Origin of the sequence: Chryseobacterium candidae (assembly GCF_004916905.1) — a bacterium.
GTDB lineage: Bacteria > Bacteroidota > Bacteroidia > Flavobacteriales > Weeksellaceae > Chryseobacterium > Chryseobacterium candidae.
In genome coordinates this window covers 1-20,885 of record NZ_SDLV01000034.1, presented here as the reverse complement: position 1 = coordinate 20,885, position 20,885 = coordinate 1, and the positions used below count along the sequence as shown (strand labels likewise).

Annotated in this window: 15 protein-coding genes; 7 read left to right on the top strand and 8 right to left on the bottom strand. The window is 37.5% G+C overall.

The genetic code is table 11. The features are described 5' to 3' along the window. Nucleotides 1-142: 142 nt before the first annotated feature. The 3 genes from EK417_RS16415 to EK417_RS16405 form a co-directional block, all read right to left on the bottom strand. Complete coding sequence (locus tag EK417_RS16415; protein WP_136522776.1) at nt 143-3,325, bottom strand: efflux RND transporter permease subunit; 3,183 nt, start codon at nt 3,323-3,325, stop codon at nt 143-145. Between the two features lie 40 nt (nt 3,326-3,365). Beyond that, nucleotides 3,366-4,526, bottom strand: coding sequence for an efflux RND transporter periplasmic adaptor subunit (locus EK417_RS16410; protein ID WP_136522775.1), 1,161 nt, complete (start codon nt 4,524-4,526; stop codon nt 3,366-3,368). A gap of 363 nt (nt 4,527-4,889) precedes the next feature. Further along, on the bottom strand, nt 4,890-5,486 hold the full coding sequence (locus tag EK417_RS16405) for a TetR/AcrR family transcriptional regulator (protein ID WP_076595846.1): 597 nt from the start codon (nt 5,484-5,486) through the stop codon (nt 4,890-4,892). Nucleotides 5,487-5,804: 318 nt separating this feature from the next. Here EK417_RS16405 and EK417_RS16400 point away from each other — a divergent pair, with 318 nt between their 5' ends. Beyond that, nucleotides 5,805-6,359, top strand: a complete 555-nt coding sequence (locus EK417_RS16400; protein ID WP_034694944.1) for a thioredoxin family protein — start codon at nt 5,805-5,807, stop codon at nt 6,357-6,359. A gap of 378 nt (nt 6,360-6,737) precedes the next feature. Here the strand turns inward: EK417_RS16400 and EK417_RS16395 are convergent, their stop codons facing one another. Next, complete coding sequence (locus EK417_RS16395) at nt 6,738-7,643, bottom strand: AraC family transcriptional regulator (RefSeq protein WP_136522774.1); 906 nt, start codon at nt 7,641-7,643, stop codon at nt 6,738-6,740. 123 nt (nt 7,644-7,766) lie between these two features. On the opposite strand from EK417_RS16395, the gene EK417_RS16390 reads away from it, so the two are divergent. The 3 genes from EK417_RS16390 to EK417_RS16380 are packed head-to-tail and all read left to right on the top strand — an operon-like array spanning nt 7,767 to nt 12,933. Beyond that, a complete protein-coding gene (locus EK417_RS16390) occupies nt 7,767-8,996 on the top strand; it encodes an MFS transporter (RefSeq protein WP_110367027.1) in 1,230 nt (409 codons plus the stop codon). A gap of 2 nt (nt 8,997-8,998) precedes the next feature. Then, entirely contained in the window at nt 8,999-10,480 is a 1,482-nt protein-coding gene (locus tag EK417_RS16385; RefSeq protein ID WP_136522773.1) for a trehalase family glycosidase, read from the top strand. A gap of 23 nt (nt 10,481-10,503) precedes the next feature. Beyond that, nucleotides 10,504-12,933: a TonB-dependent receptor gene (locus EK417_RS16380; RefSeq protein WP_136522772.1), complete on the top strand. Its 2,430-nt coding sequence runs from the start codon at nt 10,504-10,506 to the stop codon at nt 12,931-12,933. A gap of 327 nt (nt 12,934-13,260) precedes the next feature. Here EK417_RS16380 and EK417_RS16375 read toward each other — a convergent pair whose 3' ends face one another. Continuing rightward, nucleotides 13,261-13,899, bottom strand: coding sequence for an MBL fold metallo-hydrolase (locus EK417_RS16375; RefSeq protein ID WP_076595912.1), 639 nt, complete (start codon nt 13,897-13,899; stop codon nt 13,261-13,263). 70 nt (nt 13,900-13,969) lie between these two features. Between EK417_RS16375 and EK417_RS16370 the strand changes: the two genes are divergently transcribed. After that, nucleotides 13,970-15,190 carry a type IX secretion system plug protein gene (locus EK417_RS16370; RefSeq protein WP_136522771.1) on the top strand — a complete coding sequence of 407 codons (1,221 nt, stop codon included), beginning with the start codon at nt 13,970-13,972 and terminating at the stop codon, nt 15,188-15,190. 346 nt (nt 15,191-15,536) lie between these two features. Next, nucleotides 15,537-17,489: a M4 family metallopeptidase gene (locus EK417_RS16365; RefSeq protein WP_136522770.1), complete on the top strand. Its 1,953-nt coding sequence runs from the start codon at nt 15,537-15,539 to the stop codon at nt 17,487-17,489. A gap of 81 nt (nt 17,490-17,570) precedes the next feature. Here the strand turns inward: EK417_RS16365 and hemH are convergent, their stop codons facing one another. The 3 genes from hemH to EK417_RS16350 are packed head-to-tail and all read right to left on the bottom strand — an operon-like array spanning nt 17,571 to nt 20,032. After that, nucleotides 17,571-18,599 (bottom strand): ferrochelatase, encoded by a 1,029-nt coding sequence (gene hemH, locus EK417_RS16360; RefSeq protein ID WP_136522769.1) that lies wholly within the window; start codon nt 18,597-18,599, stop codon nt 17,571-17,573. A gap of 15 nt (nt 18,600-18,614) precedes the next feature. Further along, the gene (locus EK417_RS16355) at nt 18,615-19,142 is read right to left on the bottom strand and encodes an NADPH-dependent FMN reductase (protein ID WP_136522768.1); all 528 of its coding nucleotides are present in this window, start codon (nt 19,140-19,142) and stop codon (nt 18,615-18,617) included. Nucleotides 19,143-19,153: 11 nt separating this feature from the next. Beyond that, on the bottom strand, nt 19,154-20,032 hold the full coding sequence (locus EK417_RS16350; protein ID WP_076595855.1) for a NifU family protein: 879 nt from the start codon (nt 20,030-20,032) through the stop codon (nt 19,154-19,156). Between the two features lie 162 nt (nt 20,033-20,194). Between EK417_RS16350 and EK417_RS16345 the strand changes: the two genes are divergently transcribed. After that, entirely contained in the window at nt 20,195-20,731 is a 537-nt protein-coding gene (locus EK417_RS16345) for a gamma carbonic anhydrase family protein (RefSeq protein ID WP_076595856.1), read from the top strand. Nucleotides 20,732-20,885: the final 154 nt, after the last annotated feature.

Here is a 20,885-nt window from a genome sequence, read left to right as displayed (position 1 = left end):
ACTTAGAGAGGTTTCTGTAGAGGCAAAAATTGTCTTTAGTAGGAGAAAATAATTAGCTTTTTTAAACCATTAAGATCAGGCAGGTAAATAGGTAAACCTATGATCTTAAAATTTTCTCTAAGTTTTTGTCATTCATTTTTTATTAGTGTGTAGCAGCTAAAAGTTCTTCCTCCATTTGTTTTTTCAGAAGTCTTTTCTTTTTTCTGCTTGGCATTTTTTCATGCAGATACTGGAATATGACATACATTACCGGAATGATAAAGATCCCGAAGATTACTCCTGTAAGCATTCCGCCTACGGTACTGTAACCGATGGAGTGGTTTCCTTTTGAAGAAGCACCTTGCGTCCATACCAGTGGAAGCATTCCAACGATAAAGGCAAAAGAGGTCATTAAGATTGGTCTTAAACGTAATCTTGATGCCTGAAGAGCAGATTCTATCAATGTTTTACCTGCTTTTCTTCTCTGTACGGCAAATTCCACAATCAGGATGGCATTCTTAGCCAATAGTCCCACAAGCATGATCAATCCTACCTGAACATAAATATTGTTATCAATTCCAGCTAATCCTGTAAAGGCAAATACTCCGAAAATCCCTGTTGGAATAGTAAGAATAATAGCAAACGGAAGGATGTAGCTTTCATATTGTGCTGCCAGTAAGAAGTAAACGAATAGGATACTTAAGAAGAAAATAAAGGCAGTCTGTCCGCTTGTTTTAATTTCTTCACGGGTAATCCCTGTCCATTCATATCCATATCCTCTTGGCAGTGATTGCTGAGCCACTTCTTCTACCGCTTTGATGGCATCTCCGGTACTGTAGCCAGGTTTTGGAGTTCCGTTAATCGTAACTGCATTGAAAAGGTTATTTCTTGTTACCGTCTCAGGACCGAAAGATCTTTTTAATGTCACCAATGTTTTTGCCGGCACCATTTCTCCCGATTTATTTTTTAAATAAATTCCTTCCAGTGAATTAACATCTGTACGGTAAGGAATATCGGCCTGTGCCATTACTCTGTAATATTTTCCGAATCTGTTGAAATCCGATACAAAGCTGCTTCCGAAATAAATCTGCATCGTCTGCATCAGTTCTGTTACAGAAACACCCAGCTGATTGGCTTTATCTGTGTCTACATCAATGGTATACTGAGGATTTCCTGCTGCATAAGTTGTAAAGGCGAAAGCAATTTCAGGTCTTTTCATCAATTCACCAATGAATTGCTGAGTGGTTGTTCCCAACTGTTCAAAAGAACCGTTTGTTTTATCCTGAAGCATGAATTCAAATCCGGAAACATTACCGAAACCTTGTACCGTAGGGAAGTTGAAGAAGAATGCATTCGCATCTTTCACCTGGCTTACCTTACCTGTCAACGTTGCTGCAATCTGGTCAGGATCTTTCATGTCACCACGTTTGTCATAATCTTTAAGCTTAATGAAACCTGCAGAATAGGGAGAAGCGTTGGCATTACTGATGAAATTCATCCCATCCGCTACCCAAAGGTGGTTGATTGCTTTTTCACCGTTGATAATTTTATCAATTTGTGCCGTAGCTCTGTGTGTTCTTTCCAGTGAACTTCCCGGAGGAGTATTCACTGCATACAATACGAATCCCTGGTCTTCCGTAGGAATAAATCCTGATGGTGCTTTTTTGATTAAAAATACACTTGCAGCTGTAATGACAACAAGGCCTCCTATCGCAACCCATTTATTTTTAATTAAAAATTTAAGGCTGTAGATGTATTTTCTCGTCATGCTGTTGAAGCTGGCATTAAAAGCATTGAAGAATCTTGCTCCAAAACCTTTTTTATGGCCGTGCTCCCCATGTTCTCCCTGAGGATCATTTAAGAACATTGCACATAATGCGGGACTTAATGTTAATGCATTCACTGCTGAAATTAAAATCGCAATGGCTAAAGTGAAAGCAAACTGTCTGTAGAAAACTCCTGCAGGTCCCTGCATGAAACCAACCGGAATAAACACGGCACACATTACCAACGTAATGGAAATAATGGCTCCTGAAATTTCACTCATCGAGTGCATCGTAGCATGCTCTACAGGCATTCCCGTCTGTTCCATTTTAGAATGGACGGCTTCTACCACCACAATCGCATCATCTACCACAATACCAATGGCGAGTACCAATGCAAATAAGGTAAGCATGTTGATACTGAAACCAAATAACTGCAGAAAGAAGAAGGTTCCGATAATCGCTACCGGTACGGCAATAGCCGGAATTAAAGTAGATCTGAAATCCTGAAGGAAAATAAATACTACAATAAATACCAACACGAAAGCAATAACAAGCGTTTCCACAACCTGATGGATAGAAGCATCCAAAAAGTCTTTGGAATTATACATGATAATAGGCTTCACTCCTTTTGGAAGAGTGGTTTCCATTACTTTCACCTGCTTTTCAATTTCAGTCAGGATTTCATTGGCATTCGAACCTGCGGTTTGTAAGATAGCAAATCCGGCCACCGGTTTTCCATCTACTCTGTTGGTCGCTGTATAGGTATAAGAACCGAACTCTACTCGTGCAACATCTTTCAGTCTTAGAAAAGAGCCGTCACTGTTTGCTTTGATGGAAATATTCTCATAGTCTTCGCCCTTGTTCAGTTTTCCTTTATATTTAAGGATATACTCGTAAGTTTCCTTACTTCCCTGTCCCAAACGACCCGGAGCAGCTTCAAGGTTATGGTCTTTAATGGCTCCCAAAACCTCCTGAGGAGAAAGATTATTAGCTGCCAGACGATCCGGTTTCAGCCAGATTCTCATGGAATAATCCCTTGTTCCGAATACCTGAGCCTGTGCTACCCCGGGAATACGCTGTATCTGTGGAATAACATTAATTTTCAGGTAGTTTTGAAGGAATAATTCATCATATTGTTTTTCATCTTCACTGGTTAACCCCATGAACATGATCATACTGTTCTGAACTTTCTGGGTTGAAATTCCCGCCTGTACTACTTCCTGAGGAAGCTGGCTCATCGCTTTTGATACACGGTTCTGTACGTTTACTGCTGCATTGTCGGCATCTGCTCCCTGCTTGAAGTACACGCTAAGTGTCATGGTACCATCATTACTGGAGTTGGAAGTCATGTAGGTCATATTTTCAACCCCGTTCACTGCTTCTTCAATAGGAGTTGCAACTGAACGTGCTACAACTTCAGCATTGGCTCCAGGATAGAATGCCGTTACCTGAACGCTTGGTGGAGCGATATCCGGAAAGAGGGCAATCGGTAAATTAAAGAGAGACAAAGCTCCCAATAATAAGAGTATTATGGAGATGACCGTTGAAAGGACCGGTCTTTCTATAAATTGTTTTAACATAAGAAGTTTATTTTTTTAAGTCTTCTGTTTTCGGAAAGGACTATAATGGTTTTGCTTTTAACAAGCTGTCCGAAGAAATATTTTTCGGCTTGATGGAAGCACCGTCTTTCAGGTTTCCAATTCCCGTGAATACAATTTTTTCTCCAGGCTTAAGCCCTTCAGAAATAAAATAATAGCTATCCGTTTTTCCTGAAATTTTAATAGGTCTCCCCATTACCTTCTGATCTTTACCCATTACATAAACATAGGTTTTATCCTGAATTTCGAATGTGGGTTCCTGTGGAATAACCACAGCATTCGAGATCAGCTGTGGCATACGCACTCTTCCTGTGTTTCCGGTTCTTAAAGTTCCGTTGGCATTAGGAAAAACGGCACGTACACTTATGGCTCCGGTAGTTTTATCAAACTGTCCGTCCACAATACTTAGTCTTCCTTTTTCAGGGTAAGTACTGTTATCAGCAATGACAAGATCTACCATCGGCATATTTTTCAGTTTTTCTTCTAAGCTTGCTCCCGGATATTTGTTCTGGAAAGCGATGAAGTCAAGTTCACTTAAAGAAAAATAGGCGTAGATTTCACTGATATCAGATAATAATGTCAATGGATTCGGATCTGTTCTGGAGATGAGACTTCCTTTTTTGTAAGGAATTCTTCCGATATAACCGCTTACAGGAGCTGTAATGGTGGTAAATCCTACATTGATTCTGGCGCTTCCCACAGAGGCTCTGGCCTGAGCAGCTGCAGCAACCGCAGCTTCATAATTGGCTTTTGCTGTTTTAAGCTGTACATCAGAAACTACTTTGGCAGCAACCAGTGGCTGAAGTCGGTCTACTTCCACTCTTGCTTTTTGGATATTGGCATTGGCAGCCTGAAGATTAGCCTGAGCCATATTCATCTGCTCGCCGTAGCTTCTTGAATCTATTTTAAATAATGGTTGTCCTGCTCTTACATATGAGCCTTCTTCCACATAGATTCTATCCAGATATCCGTCTACCTGAGATCTGATTTCTACGTTGTTTTTCCCTTCCAAAGCAGTTGGGAATTCCTGATATGTAGTTGCGGGTGATGTAATAACGGTATAAACCGGAAGTTCTGGAGCTGGAGGTGCGGCATTGGTTCCTTCTGCGGCTTTTGTGCAGCTCTGTAAAAGAATTATACTTGCAATAAGTACAATAAACCTTGTTTTTCCAGGTAATTTCATTGTTGGTTTAATTTTTTTAATGAAGTGTTAGAGGTAAGTAAAGTGTTTTGATAAATGCTGTATTTTTTCCTAACAGTGTTAATAATTTGTTCAAAAAAAATACAGAATTTTTAATGTCCGATAAAGTCGATTGTTTCCATAATTGAAAATTGTTTTTAATGTATTGAAGTGTATAATGATGGTGTAAGGTGTGTTAATTTTACTAACAGTGTTAATTTATAGGCAAAAAATGACTAATTTTAACAACTGAAAACTATGAATGGCTTCATAAATGATTGAGTTTTTAATCAGGAGTAACAAGAATTATCTATATTAATTCAGTGTTAATTTTCCTAACGGTGTTAATTTTTAATTCAAAAAAAATTATAAAGACTTAATAAAAGCCGAAACAGTTTCGTCCAATGTAGTCTTATTCATTGTTGAAGGAATATCCGCTGTACGCATCATCATAATAGAGATCATACCGTGTACGGCAGAAAACAGAGCGTGAGACATATGACAGGCATTGTCCGGATTAGATCCGTTTTTCTTAATAATCTCATAGGTGCATTCATAGATAAGCTCCTGAAATGATGAGAATTCCTTTTTCATCTGACCTTTTCCGCAACACTGCATTCCAAGGCCAAACATAAGCTGGTAATATTCCTTGTTTTTAAAAGCAAAGTTCCAGTACGCATCCACAATGGCAACAAGCTGCTCTTCCGGAGTATCGTGTTTTTGCTGAGCTTTTAATAGTTCTATATGTAACTTGTGAAAGCCATCTAAAGAAATTTCAAATAGAATAGCTTCTTTATTTTCAAAATAATCATACACTACAGGTGCACTATACTCAATAGCATCTGCTATCTTACGCATAGAAAGCGATGCCCAGCCGTCAGTTTTAGCCAACGTAAAAGCAGCCTGCAAAATATTTGCACGGATGGATTCTTTTTCTCGTTGACGGCGTTCATGTAGACCCATGATTTTTATTTACTAACAGCGTTAGCAAAACTACAAACTTTTTACTATAACTTCCAAGGGATATTGTGAGTTTTATGAGTTCGCCTCCTATTGAAAGAGAAATTAAGCAAAGGCTGGAAGCTGGAAGAATGGGGCTGGAAGTTGATTTGGGGTAAAAAAATCCATTAATAGAATTTGACTATAACTATTTTTGGTGGTAATTATCTTCCTCCCTCCAGCTTCCGGTTTCCTTACTCTATTAAAAATAAAATGTCTGTTTCAGAACTCGGCTCAATTAATAAAAGAAATAATTATCTTTGCCGGTAAAGAAATAAAGATATGAATACTCCCTCAAATATGTTGGCATTAGGAACAAAAGCGCCGTTTTTTGAACTTCCTAACCCGTCAAAAACGAATGAACTTCAGTCTTTGGATGAGCTGAAAGGAGAAAAAGGTACTTTGGTGATCTTCATGTGCAACCACTGTCCGTTTGTTCTTCATGTGATCGATAAGATCAATGAATTATATGAAGATTATAACGAGCGCGGAATTGAATTCATCGCTATCAATGCTAATGATATTGAAAAATATCCGGCAGATTCTCCTGAAAAAATGATCGAATTCCAGATTGAAAGAAGATTTGATTTCCCTTATCTGTTTGATGAAAGTCAGGCTGTAGCAAAAGCTTATGATGCCGCTTGTACACCGGATTTTTATTTCTTTGATGATAAGCTTGATCTTGTATACAGAGGCCAGATGGATGACTCAAGACCGGGAAATAATAAAGATGTAACCGGAGAAGATCTGATTATTGCTTTTGAAAATCTTTTGGCTGGGGAAGCTCAGGAAGAAATTCAAAGACCAAGTATGGGATGCAATATTAAATGGAAATAATTGCTGGTTGCTGATTTATTGAGTTACTGGTTTTTACCCGATAATACAAAGCTGCTCTTTTGGAGTGGCTTTTTTGTTGATCGCAACATAGTTCACCTGTTATCCACACAGTTTGTCACTCCGTAGGAGTCTCGGCACAACTGATCTTTTTATTGTAAGTACCTGCGAAATTTTCAGAAGTAAGTTGGATTCCTACGGAATGACAAATACGAAAGCATTGTCTATTCATTCACTTTGTCACTCCGTAGGAGTCTAACCCTCATTTTTTATTGTAAGCCCTTACAAAATTTCTGTAACTAAACCTGGATTCCTACAGAATGGACAAGCAGAACGCTTAGTATAACCGCACGAATTGTTGATAAGAGTCCTGGCAAATTATCAAAAACTTACTTTAGCTTTAATCTCCTTTTCAGTCTTTATATCTATATTGACGTTGCTGTCAGAGTAATTCCTGATAAACTCTGACGGTGTTTTCCCCGTATATTTTTTAAACATCCTGTTAAAATACGTTACATTATTAAACCCACACTGATAGCTGCATTCTGAAATAGACCTGTCCTGGGCCATCAGCAGACATGCTTTATTGATTCTGTAACGGTTTACAAACTCTGTAAAAGTAATCTGTGTCGCTTTTTTAAAGAAATTACAGAAAGCCGGTAAAGTAAGATTGGCCAGTTTGGCAACGTCTTCAATATCAATTTCTTTGTCGTAATGATGTTCTACATAGGTGAAGATATTCTCAAGGCGGGTTTTATTTTTTGAAATAATGGTATAAGGCATGATTTCCTTATTTAAGAGATCATAATCCTCACATTTCGAAAGCTCAAAAAGAATTTCAAGCAATAGTAAATATCTTTTATAGCCTTCTGATTCTAACATCAGCTTCAGTTTGGGAAGCATTACTTTTTTTACTTTATGATGAAAATGAATCCCATATTTAGAAAGTTCCAACAGATTTTTAATAGATCTGGCTTCTACTTCCTGCTGTGGAAACTGAAGGATTTCTTCTTTGAACTGAAGCACAATTTCCTCGTGAGGATCAATAGAATTCAGTCCAAATCCGGAGTGGGGAATATTGGAACCAATTAATACCAGATCTCCATTCGTATAATTACTTTTATGATAGCCTACATGGCGGGTTCCATTCCCGGAAATGACACATACCAGCTCAATTTCGGGATGATAATGGTATTCCCATTTGAATTCTGAAATGGGAGAGTTATTGTGAATGGTACGGAATGAACTCTTTTCATTAGGGATGACCCTTTCAAAAGTAACTTTCATCTAATTAATCATATTTATTCATTAAAAATACTAAATATATTAATATAGTTCAAATATTGATTTACTGTGTTAAATTATCGTTAACAGAAATGCTTCTATCTTAGCCGACAAGAAATAACCTGAATGAAAAATCTTAACATCAAGGCCGTTTTATTTTTAAACTATTTTGTCTTCGCCATTCTTCTGAATTCTGTAGGAACAGTCATTCTACAGGTACAGCAGAATTTTGGGATTTCAAAATCTTCGGCCAGTGTTCTGGAAGGCTTCAAAGATCTTCCGATTGCCATATGTTCTTTCATTCTGGCTTCATTTCTTCCGAAGATAGGAATCAAAAAATCAATGTTGATTGCTTTATTACTGGTAAGCTGTATGTGTTTTGTAATGCCGTTTACCAATGATTTCTGGGTGTTCAAATTATTATTTGCCACAGTAGGAGTTTCCTTTGCACTGATCAAAATATCGGTTTTTACTTCTATCGGGCTGGTAACGGAAACAGATAAAGAACATTCCAGTTTTATGGGATTTCTGGAAGGCTTTTTCATGATCGGGGTATTGGCAGGAAATATTTTATTCAGCTTATATATTGATGATCACAATCCGAAATCCACAGAATGGCTGAATGTATATTGGGTGTTGGGTGGACTTTCAACTTTATCTTTTTTATTCTTATTCTTTTCAAAACTGAATGAACAGGAAGCTAAAAGTGAGAAAACAGATCTCCTGGGAGATTTAAAAAACAGTGTAAGCTTATTCAGCTATAAAAAAGTACTGTGCTTTTTATTATGTGCTTTCCTTTTTGTACTGGTAGAGCAGAGTTTTCAGACATGGACTCCTACTTTTTATAAAGAAATTTTAAAAGTGCCTACCTCTATGAGTATTCAGGCAGGTGCGGTTTTGGCAGGAGCTTTTGCTTTGGGAAGATTTTTATCGGGATTCTTCTCCAAAAAATTCAGCTGGATCTATGTGGTTTCTTTCTGTGTGGTGGGTTTTGCCATTAGTTTACTGTTGGTTTTACCCCTTACCCATAATATTCATATTGATACGAATACAAACTGGATGAATGCCCCTTTGGTCGTGTATTTATTTCCTTTGATGGGAGGTTTGCTGGCACCTATTTATCCAAGCATTAATTCTGTAATTCTTGCTTCGATTCCGAAATATCTGCACAGTGCAATGTCAGGACTGATCGTTGTTTTCTCAGCAATCGGAGGAACGATAGGTTCTATTATTACAGGTTTTGTGTTTCAGGAGTTCAGCGGACAGCAGGCATTTTACCTTTCCCTGATTCCTCTTTCATTATTGATCACCTCTGCGGTTTTCATGAATAAATTAAAAATTAATCCTAAAAAATAACAATGAGTAATCAGCTTTACATAAAAGAAATTCAAATTCTGTTTGATGCGGTACAGAGATCTGAAATTTTTGAAGATCAGAAAATGATGACGGATGCAGTTCCTCTGTTTCCCATTGCAAAGATTAATGAGGATTACGAAAAATCCAGAAATACGGAAGGTTTTAACCTGAAAGATTTTGTGATGACTCATTTTGATTTCTTAGGTGCGAGAGTTTCTGTACACAGAGAAGAACAGCTTCCCATTGGTGAACATATTGAAAAGTTATGGGATGAACTGACCCGTACAGCGTATGAAGAAAAAGGAACGCTTTTAAAATTACCAAAGCCGTACATTGTTCCGGGAGGCCGTTTTAATGAATTTTTCTACTGGGACAGCTATTTTATCATGCTTGGATTAAAGGTTTCCGGAAGAGTAGAAATGATGGAAAATATTATTGAAAACTGTTCTTATCTGATCTTAAATGTAGGATTTGTCCCGAATGCAAGCAGAACTCATTTCCTAAGCAGATCGCAGCCTCCTTATTTTTCATTAATGCTGGATCTTCTTTTTGAAACCACTGGAGATAAAGCGATTTATACGAAATACCAAGAAACACTGGAGAAAGAATATGCTTTCTGGATGAATGGAGAAGAATGGCTTGAAAACGGATCCAGTGTAAAAAGGGTTGTTAAAACTACAAACGGAGATATTCTGAACCGTTATTATGATGCAGAAAATGCACCACGCCCTGAAAGTTACCTGATCGATATTGAAGACAAGGAGACCGCTTCAGGAGACGAATTTTACAGAAATATAAGAAGCGCCTGTGAATCCGGCTGGGATTTTTCCAGCAGATGGTTTGCAGACGGAGAAAATATACAGACAATAGAAACGCTGAATCTGGCGCAGGTTGATCTGAACTGCCTTTTGTGGCATTTGGAAATGACTTTGGCGAAATCTTCAGCGCTTCTGGATCTGAGTGAAAAAGAAAATTATTTTTCAGAAAGAGCAGCAAACCGAAGACAGATGATCAATACCTATTTCTGGGATGGAAATACTAACAATTATAAAGATTATCACACAAAAAAAAACACAAAAACACCGTCTGAACATATTGCTGCTCTTTACCCTTTATTCCTGGGCATTGCAGATCAGAAGCAGGCTGAGGCTGTTGCTAAAGCTGTTGATGAAAAGTTTCTTTACCAGGGTGGCCTTGTTACCACAACTAAAAACTCAGGTCAGCAGTGGGATCTTCCCAATGCGTGGGCACCTTATCAATGGCTGGGCTTTAAAGCGATGAAAAATTACGGCTTTAATGAGCTGGCAGAAAAAATTAAAAACAACTGGTGTTCCAATGTAGAAAGGGTCTACAAAAATACCGGGAAACTGATGGAAAAATACAATGCATTAGACACAGAAACAATAGCAGGCGGAGGGGAATACCCTAATCAGGACGGATTCGGTTGGACCAATGGAGTGTATTTACAATTACAACAAAACTGAAACTAACAATAAAAAATAAGGCTATGAAAAAAAAATCGATCTTTTTAATCGCCGCAACAGCTACGTTATATTTTAATAATGCTTATGCCCAGGAAACACCGCAGGATTCTGCAAAAGTTTCTTCCATCGATCAGATTGTCATTACAGGAAACTCAAATCCGAAGAAAAAAATAGAATCCAGTACAGCGATTTCTACTTTTAGCTCCAAAGAAATCCAGAAGCAAAACCCGATCAGTGCTGCAGCTTTATTGCAGAGAGTTCCCGGATTTGCTGTGGAAACCTCAGGTGGTGAAGTAGGAAACAACCTTTTTGCAAGAGGGATTCCTTCTGCCGGGGCTTATGAATTTGTACAGGTTCAGGAAGACGGTCTTCCGGTTTTTGAAGACGGAGCGCTTCAGTTTGCTAATGCGGATAACTTTTTCCGTGTAGACAATTCTGTCAACCGTATGGAAGCTTTGAGAGGAGGTTCAGGATCTATTTTTGCTACCAATTCTCCGGGAGGGTTGATTAACTTTATTACCAGAGAAGGAACCAATGATTTCAGAGGTACGGCAAAACTGGAGACAAGTACCTATGGATTGATGCGTACCGATGTTAATGTAGGAGGCGCTTTGGTTCAGGATAAATTATTTTTCAATGTCGGTGGTTTTTACAGAACAGATGACGGAATCAGAAAAACAGGTTTCAAAGCCAATAACGGCGGCCAGATCAGAATGAACCTGAAATATGTCTTTGATAAAGGCTATGTAAAAGTTTATTATAAAAAACTGGATGACAGAAATACATTCTTCCTTCCGATTCCTTTGATCCAAAACGGAAATAAGCTGAAAGGATTCCCAGGTTTTGATCCTAACTATGGAACATACAGCTACAGAGCCATCAGCCAGCTGAATATTCCACAGGCCGGAGGTGGATTTTTCAACAGAAATCTTGAAGACGGAATCCATCCGAAAGTAGATGTATTGGGTGCTGTGTTTAAATATGACCTTGGGAATAATTTCACGGTTTTAAACAAAACGAGATATACCAATATCAATATGAACTATACGGGAATTTTTCCTGCAGGAGGACCACAAATGGCTGCCGATTTTGCTAAGAGCAACGGAATTACAGGAAATAACTATCAGTATTCATTGGTAGGCAGTGGAGGAGTGGTTGATCCTCAATATGTACAAAAGCTTGGCTTCTGGGCAATTGATAAGCAGATGAATAACTTTGTAAACGATTTACAGTTCAATTATAAATTTGATAAAGGAAATGTTACGGCAGGTTTTTATAAATCCAACTGGAAGTCGCACCAATACTGGAACTGGAGTAATATTCTGACTACAGCATCGGACAGACCTGAATTACTGAATCTGGTAGATACTTCTTTAAGCCCGTCAGATGTTGGATATTCCAAAACATATAACGGTGTTACCAATATGACATTTTTGCAGAGAGATACCCAGACTCAGGGAAGTTTGAATGATCTTTATGTAAACCTGGATTATAATATTACCAATGCTTTAAGTGTGAACGGAGGTCTTCGCTACAGCCATGATTATTACAAAGGAAATTTTGCCAATACAACAAGTGCTAATTTAAATAATTCAGGGTTAACAACGGATGGAACTCACGGTTTCAATACTACAACTGCTGATGATAATATGAGTGTATTGGGAAATAAATACACTTACTGGAATTACAATGTAGATAAAGTTTCCTTTACGTTAGCTGCCAATTATAAGATCAATAGAGAAAATGCTGTGTACGCCCGTTTCTCCAATGGTTTCAGATCTCCGAATGAAGAAGCTTATTACAATTATTTCTCCAATCCAAACCCTGATAAACCGTTAAAATCTGTAACAACGAACCAATTGGAGGTAGGATATAAATATTACTCGCGTACTTTTGATATCGCAGTGATTCCGTTCTATTCTACCTTGAAAAATCTTTCATTTACGGATGTTTTCTCTGATGGTAAATCCGAAAATACTTTTGCCAATACCAAAAACTATGGAGTTGAAGTGGAAGGTTTCGCCCGTTTGTTCAATAATATTTTAGAAGTAACATTCAATGGGACCATTCAGAGTCCAAAATATAAAAACCTTGAGGCCGGAAGCGTGCTTGAAGGAAATGTGGTAAGAAGAATGCCTAAATTTTTCTTCAATATTTCACCGGCTGTCAATATTACCAAATCATGGAGAGCATATGTAAGTATGAATTATTATGGAAAACGTTTCCAGGATGAGCTGAATAAGCAAACCTTGCCTTCTTTTACAGAATTTGGAGCGGGAATGTCTTACCAGTTAGGAAGAATACGTTTTGCAGTGGATGGAACCAATATCTTTAATACCATTGGAATCACAGAAGGTGACCCAAGAGCAGGTTCTCCAAACGGAGACGGAATCATCATGGCCAGACCTATTATGGGAGCTGCCGCCAGAGCCTCAATCACATTGGATTTCTAAATTCTATTTCTTTATAACAGCAAAACCGTCAGAATTTCTGGCGGTTTTGTATTTTTTATCATTACTGTCCTATAAAAAGTATAGATACATTGAAAATATCAATATTTACGGTATGAATTAACAGTTAGCTTTGGAGCTGATTTGATCCCGTCGGGATCTACTGTGAGTAGAAAAAATGAAATCGCTGTAAAATAAAGCTCCGGAGGAGCGACCTGTTAATGATGTTTTAATTAAATCGGACAAGAATGATTTTTATATTAAGTGTCAGATCTAAGTTTGATTCAAGACATTTACACGACTCTCAAATCCTAAAATCCTCCGACCCTTTTACTTCAAAAACGGATTGTACTGTTTCTCAAAACCAATCGATGTAGGATTTCCATGTCCTGAGAAAACCTGGGTATCATGATCTAAAATAAAAAGTTTCGATTTAATTCCTTCAATCAGCTGCTCATAATTTCCTTTATACAAATCTGTTCTTCCGATACTGCCTTCAAAAAGAACATCACCCGAAATCATGAATTTCTGATTGTTATTATGATACACCACACTTCCCGGAGAATGTCCCGGAACATGATAAATTTTAAACTTTTCGCCATCCAGATCAAGTTCGTCCCCTTCCTTGATGTACTCTACATCCACTTTTACAGGATTGATCTGCACTCCGAATCTCATACCACTCGCCTGAAGCATATCCAGCACTTCCTGATCTTCCTGATGCATATTGACAGGAACATTGAATTTGTCAAAAGCCCACTGAAGTCCCAATACATGATCAATATGAGCATGGGTTAAAAGAATTTTCTGAATCTTCAGTTCTTTCTCTGTGATAAAATGATCAATAGCCTGAGTTTCCTGAGCATTCATATTTCCCGGATCAATTAACCAGGCATTTTTATTTTCGTTATAGATGATATAAGTATTTTCACTCGCAAAGTTGAATACGAAACCTTGAATCTGAAGCATATCTGAATATTTTTTATTCAAAAATACGATATTATTAAGAAAATGGCTATTTTTCGTTATCTTCGTCATAATGAAAACTTTGCGAATACTCTTACTATCTTTGGGCGGACTGGTCTTTGGACAAAATATCCAAAGTGTTCAGCTGTTCAATCCTCAGACCAACGATGAAACCCCTGTAATTAAAATTGGTGAACAATTGGTTTTAGGCTTTGATGATCTTACAAACGGCAGTCAGATCTACAGATATACCTTCAAACATTATGACAGAAACTGGAATGAAGATAACCTGTTTTTTACAGAATTTGCTACCGGGAGTATGAATGCACTGCTGGACCAGTTTCAGTATTCATTCAATACATTACAGGCTTATACCCACTATAAACTTGTTTTCCCGAATGATAAAATCCAGCTGAAAGTCTCAGGGAATTATGAACTGATTGTCTATAAAGATTCGGCAGACCAGCCTCTTTTCAAAAAGAGATTTTATCTGGTAGAAGATGTAACGTCTGTAGGGCTGAATATTTCAAGATTTGCAGATGCAAAAAATCCCAATGCTAACCAGAGGGTAGAAGTGAATGTTTCTCCGAAAGGCAGAGATATTTCTTCCAATGTTAATTCAATTACCATGAATGTGATGCAGAATAACAACCCGAATATGGTGATTTCCAATCTTAAACCGAGCAGTGTTTTAGGAAATCAGGTTTTGTTCCAGCAGATGAATCTTGTTTTTCCGGGAGATAATGAGTTTTATTATTTCGATAATAAAAATATGAATATGGCCGCGGATATGGTGCGTGCTACCGAAATAAAAGATGATGTGAACCAGACGTATCTTCATCCGGTATGGGCGTTCCCTTTAAATTATCAGTATCAGCCGGATGTGAATGGAGCATGGTATTACAGAAGAAATGATTTAGGTAGAGAAAGAGATGCCGAAAGAGAAGCTGACTATTCATGGGTACATTTCTACCTGGATTCTGATCCTGTGGATAAAGAAATTTATGTGCTGGGAGGATTTAATAATTATAAACCCAGCAAGGAAAATCAGATGCAGTATGATGCATCCACCAGACAATATGTAGCGAAAATATTCCTGAAACAAGGATTTTATAACTATGTATTGGCAACTAAAGAAGGAAATGGTTCTCTCAACTTTGGAGAAATAAACGGTAATTTCTGGCAGACGGAAAACCTTTATCAGGCCTTTCTTTATTATGCACCATTCGGAAGAAATTATGATGGTTTAATGGGATATGGAGAATTCAGAACACCAATTGCCAACAAACGGTAAATAGTTATAAAATATACATATAAAATAGGACTGCCTCTTGAGGTAGTCCTATTTTTGTTCATGTTGAAAATAATTAATCAATTAAATCTTATAGTAAGGTTGATTTTTTACAATATAATGCACTACATAGTGAAAAAAAATAATTCACAAAATTTTGATTTTAATTAAATATTTTAACATAAAATTAATATTACAGAAAAATTTTGTTTAAATATTTTTCTTTGTTTTAAAATCATCATTGTGTTTTCTTTATTGATTTATAATATCAATTGAATTTTATTCATTGTTTGTCTTGTTTTATTGTTAAAAGTTTATAAATTCGTTTCCACAATCAACTATAATTAATATGAAAACGAAATTTATCTTAGTAGCAAGCGTTGCTGCATGCTCTTTTGTCTTTGGGCAAAATACACCACCAAAATTGGTTCCGGGTAAAAGCGGACTACATGCTGAATTTATGAGATTTGAAAAAAATGCACCTGCTTACCAGGGAAGCCCTGTTTTATTTGACGAAGCGTCTCAGAGACTTTCTGCGGGGCAGGCTCGTAAACTAGGCCTGGAAAAAGATGCATTAGGTTTTGAAACTCAAAGATTTCAACAGACCGTTAATGATATTCCTGTAGAATATGGAATGATGGCGGTACAAACAAAAGACGGTAAAATTGTAGGACAATCAGGAAAATGGATTATTAAAATTCCGAAAGGTCTCGACAAAACTGCCAGTCTTGCTGAAAATGCTGCTTTACAGAACGCTTTGTCTTTTGTAGGTGCAGAATCCTATAAATGGAAAAATAAAGAAGAAGAGGATTTTCTTAAAAAAGAAACCGGTGATCCCAACGCAAGCTATGCGCCAAAAGGTGAATTGGTGTATTATTCAAATCCTGATGATGATAAGCTTAATGATTTAAGGCTAGCCTATAAATTTGATATCTATGCCGAAAAACCATTAAGCAGACAATATGTTTTTGTGGATGCTAAAAATGGAAAAGTACTGGGGGTAGATGCTATCATCCATGAAGTGAACACACCGGGAACAGCAGTTACAGGATATAGCGGAACCCGCAACATCACTACAGATTCTTATAACGGAAGTTACCGCTTAAGAGAAACAGGAAGAAATGGGGGAACTTCAGTGGAAACCTATAATCTGAAAAAGGGAACCAGCTATGCCTCTGCGGTAGACTTCACAGATACAGACAATAACTGGAATAATGTCAATACCAATAAAGACCAATATGCTACCGATGCCCATTGGGGAGCCGAAATGACCGTGGATTATTTTTACACAAAATACGGACGCAAGAGTATTGATAATAATAATTTCGCTATTAAATCTTATATACACTATTCTACCAACTATTTTAATGCATTTTGGGATGGTTCCAGAATGACTTATGGTGATGGAAGCTCAACAACAAATGGCGGAAAACCTTTAACAGCTATAGATGTATGCGGCCACGAGATTACACATGGGCTAACTTCTAAAACGGCTAACCTTGTCTATCAGAGAGAACCCGGAGCGTTAAATGAAGGCTTCTCAGATATCTTTGGAAATACCATTGAGCGTTGGGCGAGACCTACACAGGCAAGCTGGACACTGGGAGAAGATTTCAATTATGTAATCAGAAATATGGCTAATCCTAATGCATACAGCCAGCCGGATACCTATATGGGAACCTACTGGAAAACAACTACCACTTCCGGTTGTGTTACTCCAAGCCAGTCTAATGACTATTGCGGGGTGCATACCAATTCAGGAGTACTTAATTTCTGGTATTATTTGTTAGTAACAGGAGGATCAGGTACGAATGATAAAGGATTTGCCTATAATGTTTCCGGAATCGGACTTGATAAGGCAGGTGCTATTGCCTACAGAACATTGACAACTTATCTGACATCTTCTTCTACGTATGCGAATGCAAGAACGTATTCTATTCAGGCGGCTACTGATTTATACGGAGCAGCCAGCAATGAAGTGACTCAGGTTAAAAATGCATGGAATGCTGTAGGTGTAGGAGGTGGAACTTCTCCTGCAGGAAAAGTGGCAGCAGCACAAACAGCGTTGTATACCATTAGCCCGAATCCTGCAACAGACAGATTTACTATCAACTTTGAAGGAAAATCAGGAAAAGGAATTGTAGAACTGGTAAGCCTGACAGGTAAAAAAGAAATTTCTGAAAAAGTTGAAATTGCTGATGGCGTAAATAAACTTAACATCCAGCTACCTGCCAATATTCTTCCGGGAGTATATATTGTACTGGTAAACGGAGAAAAAGCAGGAAACCTGATTAAAAAATAATTCAATCAAATTTTTAATATATTCAACGAAAAGGCCGCAAGAATTAATCTGCGGCCTTTTGTATATTCTGAGTAAAGAAGATTATACCAAATAGAAATCATTCAGTTTTTCTTCACAAAGTGTTTTTACCACTTCAATCCATCGGTCTTCATCGTTCAGACATGGAATATAATGGAAGTTTTCACCGCCGCCATGCATGAACTGTTCTTTTCCTTCTACTGAAATTTCTTCCAGTGTTTCAAGACAGTCGGAAACGAAAGCCGGGCATACAATAGCCAGGTTTTTGATCCCTTTTTTACCAATTGTTTCCAATGTTTCGTCCGTGTAAGGTTCAATCCATTTATCTTTTCCTAATCTAGACTGGAAAGAAACAATCGTTTTCTCTTTAGGTAAATTCAATTTGTCAATAACAAGCTGTGTTGTTTTATAACATTGATGACGATAGCAGAACTGATGGCTTGGATTATCTTCTCTGGAACAACAGTCGTTAAGATTACAGGTCTTTGTAGGATCTGTCTTATAAATATGTCTCTCAGGAACTCCGTGATAAGAAAACTGCAGTGCATCGAAATTTTCAGGAAGCTTTTCTTTAATGCTTTCTGCCAGGCAGTTAATATAAATATCCCTGTTGTAGAAAGGCTGAATATAATTAATTTTTATACCAGGAAACTTCTTTTTTCTTACTTCTTCGGCTTTTTCAATGACCGTTTCCGTAGTACTCATTGCATACTGGGGATATAAAGGAAAAAGAACGATTTCCGTGACTCCCTGATCAACCAGTTTCTGAATACCAGTTTCAATGCTTGGCTGCGCATATCTCATCCCTATTTCCACCGGAACATCTACCACTTTTTGCAGCTTTTTTTGAATCTGTTCAGTGATGACAATCAGTGGTGAACCCTTATCTGTCCAAACCGTTTTATAGGCTTCAGCAGATTTTGCAGGTCTTGTTTTCAGGATAATTCCCTGTACAAGAAGGGCACGGAAGATCCAACGGTAATCAATCACCCTTTCATCCATCAGAAATTCATCAAGATATTCCTTTACGTCGTTTACAGAAGTAGATCTCGGTGATCCGAGGTTGACTAGTAAAATTCCTTTCTTATTCAATATTCTAAATTTTAATTATGAAACAGAAGTTATAAAATCTGTTACTAATTTTGATACTTTGGCAAAGGTATTACTTTCCAGTAAGCCATTGCTTTCAAATTTGCCTTTTATCCCTTTTATTAATGCCTGATGTTTATCATCCGCTATGGCTCCGAGAGTTTTTAAAATCAACAGCAACTCTTCGTGTCCTTTTTCTCCGCTGGCGGAAGCAGTGATCACAGCAACGGGCTTTTCAGCAAATACTGTTGTGGAAACGCACCACTCCAATAGATTTTTTAATCTTCCGGGAATACTGAAAATATATTCCGGTGTGGAAAATATCACCCCTGCTGAGTTGTTAATAGCCTCTCTGATCTTCAGAACTTCTTCCGGAGTATCATTATCCGTTACTGCGGCATCAAAATGTGGAAGGACAGAAAGATCAGTATATATCTGAAAGTCTGTATCGTCTGTCTTTTCCAGCACCTGTTCCATCAGTTTCTGATTGCTGGAATTTGCTGAAGCACTTCCAATAATCACTACAATTTCCTTTCCGGGAGGCATTTCGGTAGTTTTTATCCGTTTACAGCTTCTACTCTTTCTACCAAATCCGGAACGAATTGTTTTAAAATATTTTCAATTCCGTTTTTTAAAGTAGCAGTAGAACTTGGGCAGCCGGAGCATGCACCCTGAAGAAGCATTTTTGCGGTTTTATTTTCCTGATCATATTCCATCAGAGAAATTTTACCCCCATCATTTTCTACAGCAGGAGCTACATATTCATTTAAAATGTCAGAAATTTTCTGCTCATCCTCAGTATAATCTCTGTTAATAATTTTCTCAACAGGATTTTCATGTTTCTGAGGTTCTATTTTTGCAATTTCGCCTCCGTTCTGAAGATATTCTGCGATAAGCGCACGAACAGTCATCATTACCTGATGCCACTCAACAGAATTATCTCTTGTAACGGCTACAAAATTGTCCGAAATGAAAACTTCCGTTGCAAAATCAAACTCTTTAAAAATAGCCAGTGCCAAAGGAACTTCTTCAGCCGCTTCTTTCGATTTTACTTCCACAAAACCATCCATTAGTAATTTGCTTGAAACAAATTTCATTACATTGGGATTCGGAGTCATTTCAGCATAGATCTGATACATTTCTTTTTTCTTCTGAAGATAAATTCTCGGGTTGGCCAGTAATTCATCCTCAATCACATTTTTCAGGCTTTCAGCAACATGTTCCCATTCTATGGTATCCTGTTTAGCCACAGCTACAAAATTAGCTGTAATGAAAACTCTTTCCACAAAAGGATAGTTGAAAAGTTCCTGTGCCAAAGGAATTTCTGAAATATCTGAATTTCTGTCCAGTTCCAAAGACCCGGGGATGAGATTGTAATCTGCTACAAATTTCATCACTTTTGGGTTTTCAGTAGGTTCTATAAGTACGGTACGCATTTTTTCGTTAAATTTGAGATACAAAAATACGCATTAGAAGTTAGAAGCTGAGTATTGAGAGTTAGATTTTTGCTATCACTGTAATTTAGAAGTTAGATATCAGAAAAGATAGTATATTTTAATTTTCGTATTGGCCCGTTTTCAAATTTTCAAATTAATATTATGGCACTAATAAAAGAACTTTTAGGAAAAGCACCACAGATTGGAGAGAATACATTTTTAGCAGAAACTGCTACTATTATTGGCGATGTTACAATGGGAAAAGACTGCAGTGTCTGGTATAATGCAGTGATCAGAGGTGATGTTCACTATATCAGAATGGGTGACAAAGTGAATGTTCAGGACAATGCAATGCTGCACTGTACGTATCAGAAATATCCTTTGAATATCGGGAACAATGTTTCTATAGGTCATAATGCCATAGTTCATGGATGTACCATTAAAGATAATGTACTGATCGGGATGGGAGCTATTGTGATGGATGATTGTCTGGTAGAAGAAAACTCCATTGTGGGAGCAGGTTCTGTAGTGACTCAGGGAACGCACATTAAATCCGGAGAAGTCTGGGGAGGAGTTCCTGCACGAAAAATCAAAGATATCAATGCGCAGTTACTGGAAGGAGAAGTGAACAGAATTGCAGATAACTACGTGAAATATTCATCATGGTATAAAGAGAATGTGAAGGATCATCAGTTTTAGGTTGTCTGGTGAATAATGAATCGTCAATTCGCTGCGCTTGTCAATTTTGAAAGTTTGCATTTCACTATTCACTTGCGAAGCAAAATTCACTATTGAGATCTATTTAAAATGACTAGTCCTAAAATAGGTTGACATAAAATTAGACAATATTTAA

Bases quoted from the DNA above. Each gene is read 5' to 3' on its own strand.
- EK417_RS16415 (WP_136522776.1), bottom strand. From the start codon at position 3,325: ATGTTAAAACAATTTATAGAAAGACCGGTCCTTTCAACGGTCATCTCC.
- EK417_RS16410 (WP_136522775.1), bottom strand. From the start codon at position 4,526: ATGAAATTACCTGGAAAAACAAGGTTTATTGTACTTATTGCAAGTATA.
- EK417_RS16405 (WP_076595846.1), bottom strand. From the start codon at position 5,486: ATGGGTCTACATGAACGCCGTCAACGAGAAAAAGAATCCATCCGTGCA.
- EK417_RS16400 (WP_034694944.1), top strand. From the start codon at position 5,805: ATGAATACTCCCTCAAATATGTTGGCATTAGGAACAAAAGCGCCGTTT.
- EK417_RS16395 (WP_136522774.1), bottom strand. From the start codon at position 7,643: ATGAAAGTTACTTTTGAAAGGGTCATCCCTAATGAAAAGAGTTCATTC.
- EK417_RS16390 (WP_110367027.1), top strand. From the start codon at position 7,767: ATGAAAAATCTTAACATCAAGGCCGTTTTATTTTTAAACTATTTTGTC.
- EK417_RS16385 (WP_136522773.1), top strand. From the start codon at position 8,999: ATGAGTAATCAGCTTTACATAAAAGAAATTCAAATTCTGTTTGATGCG.
- EK417_RS16380 (WP_136522772.1), top strand. From the start codon at position 10,504: ATGAAAAAAAAATCGATCTTTTTAATCGCCGCAACAGCTACGTTATAT.
- EK417_RS16375 (WP_076595912.1), bottom strand. From the start codon at position 13,899: ATGCTTCAGATTCAAGGTTTCGTATTCAACTTTGCGAGTGAAAATACT.
- EK417_RS16370 (WP_136522771.1), top strand. From the start codon at position 13,970: ATGAAAACTTTGCGAATACTCTTACTATCTTTGGGCGGACTGGTCTTT.
- EK417_RS16365 (WP_136522770.1), top strand. From the start codon at position 15,537: ATGAAAACGAAATTTATCTTAGTAGCAAGCGTTGCTGCATGCTCTTTT.
- EK417_RS16355 (WP_136522768.1), bottom strand. From the start codon at position 19,142: ATGCCTCCCGGAAAGGAAATTGTAGTGATTATTGGAAGTGCTTCAGCA.
- EK417_RS16350 (WP_076595855.1), bottom strand. From the start codon at position 20,032: ATGCGTACCGTACTTATAGAACCTACTGAAAACCCAAAAGTGATGAAA.
- EK417_RS16345 (WP_076595856.1), top strand. From the start codon at position 20,195: ATGGCACTAATAAAAGAACTTTTAGGAAAAGCACCACAGATTGGAGAG.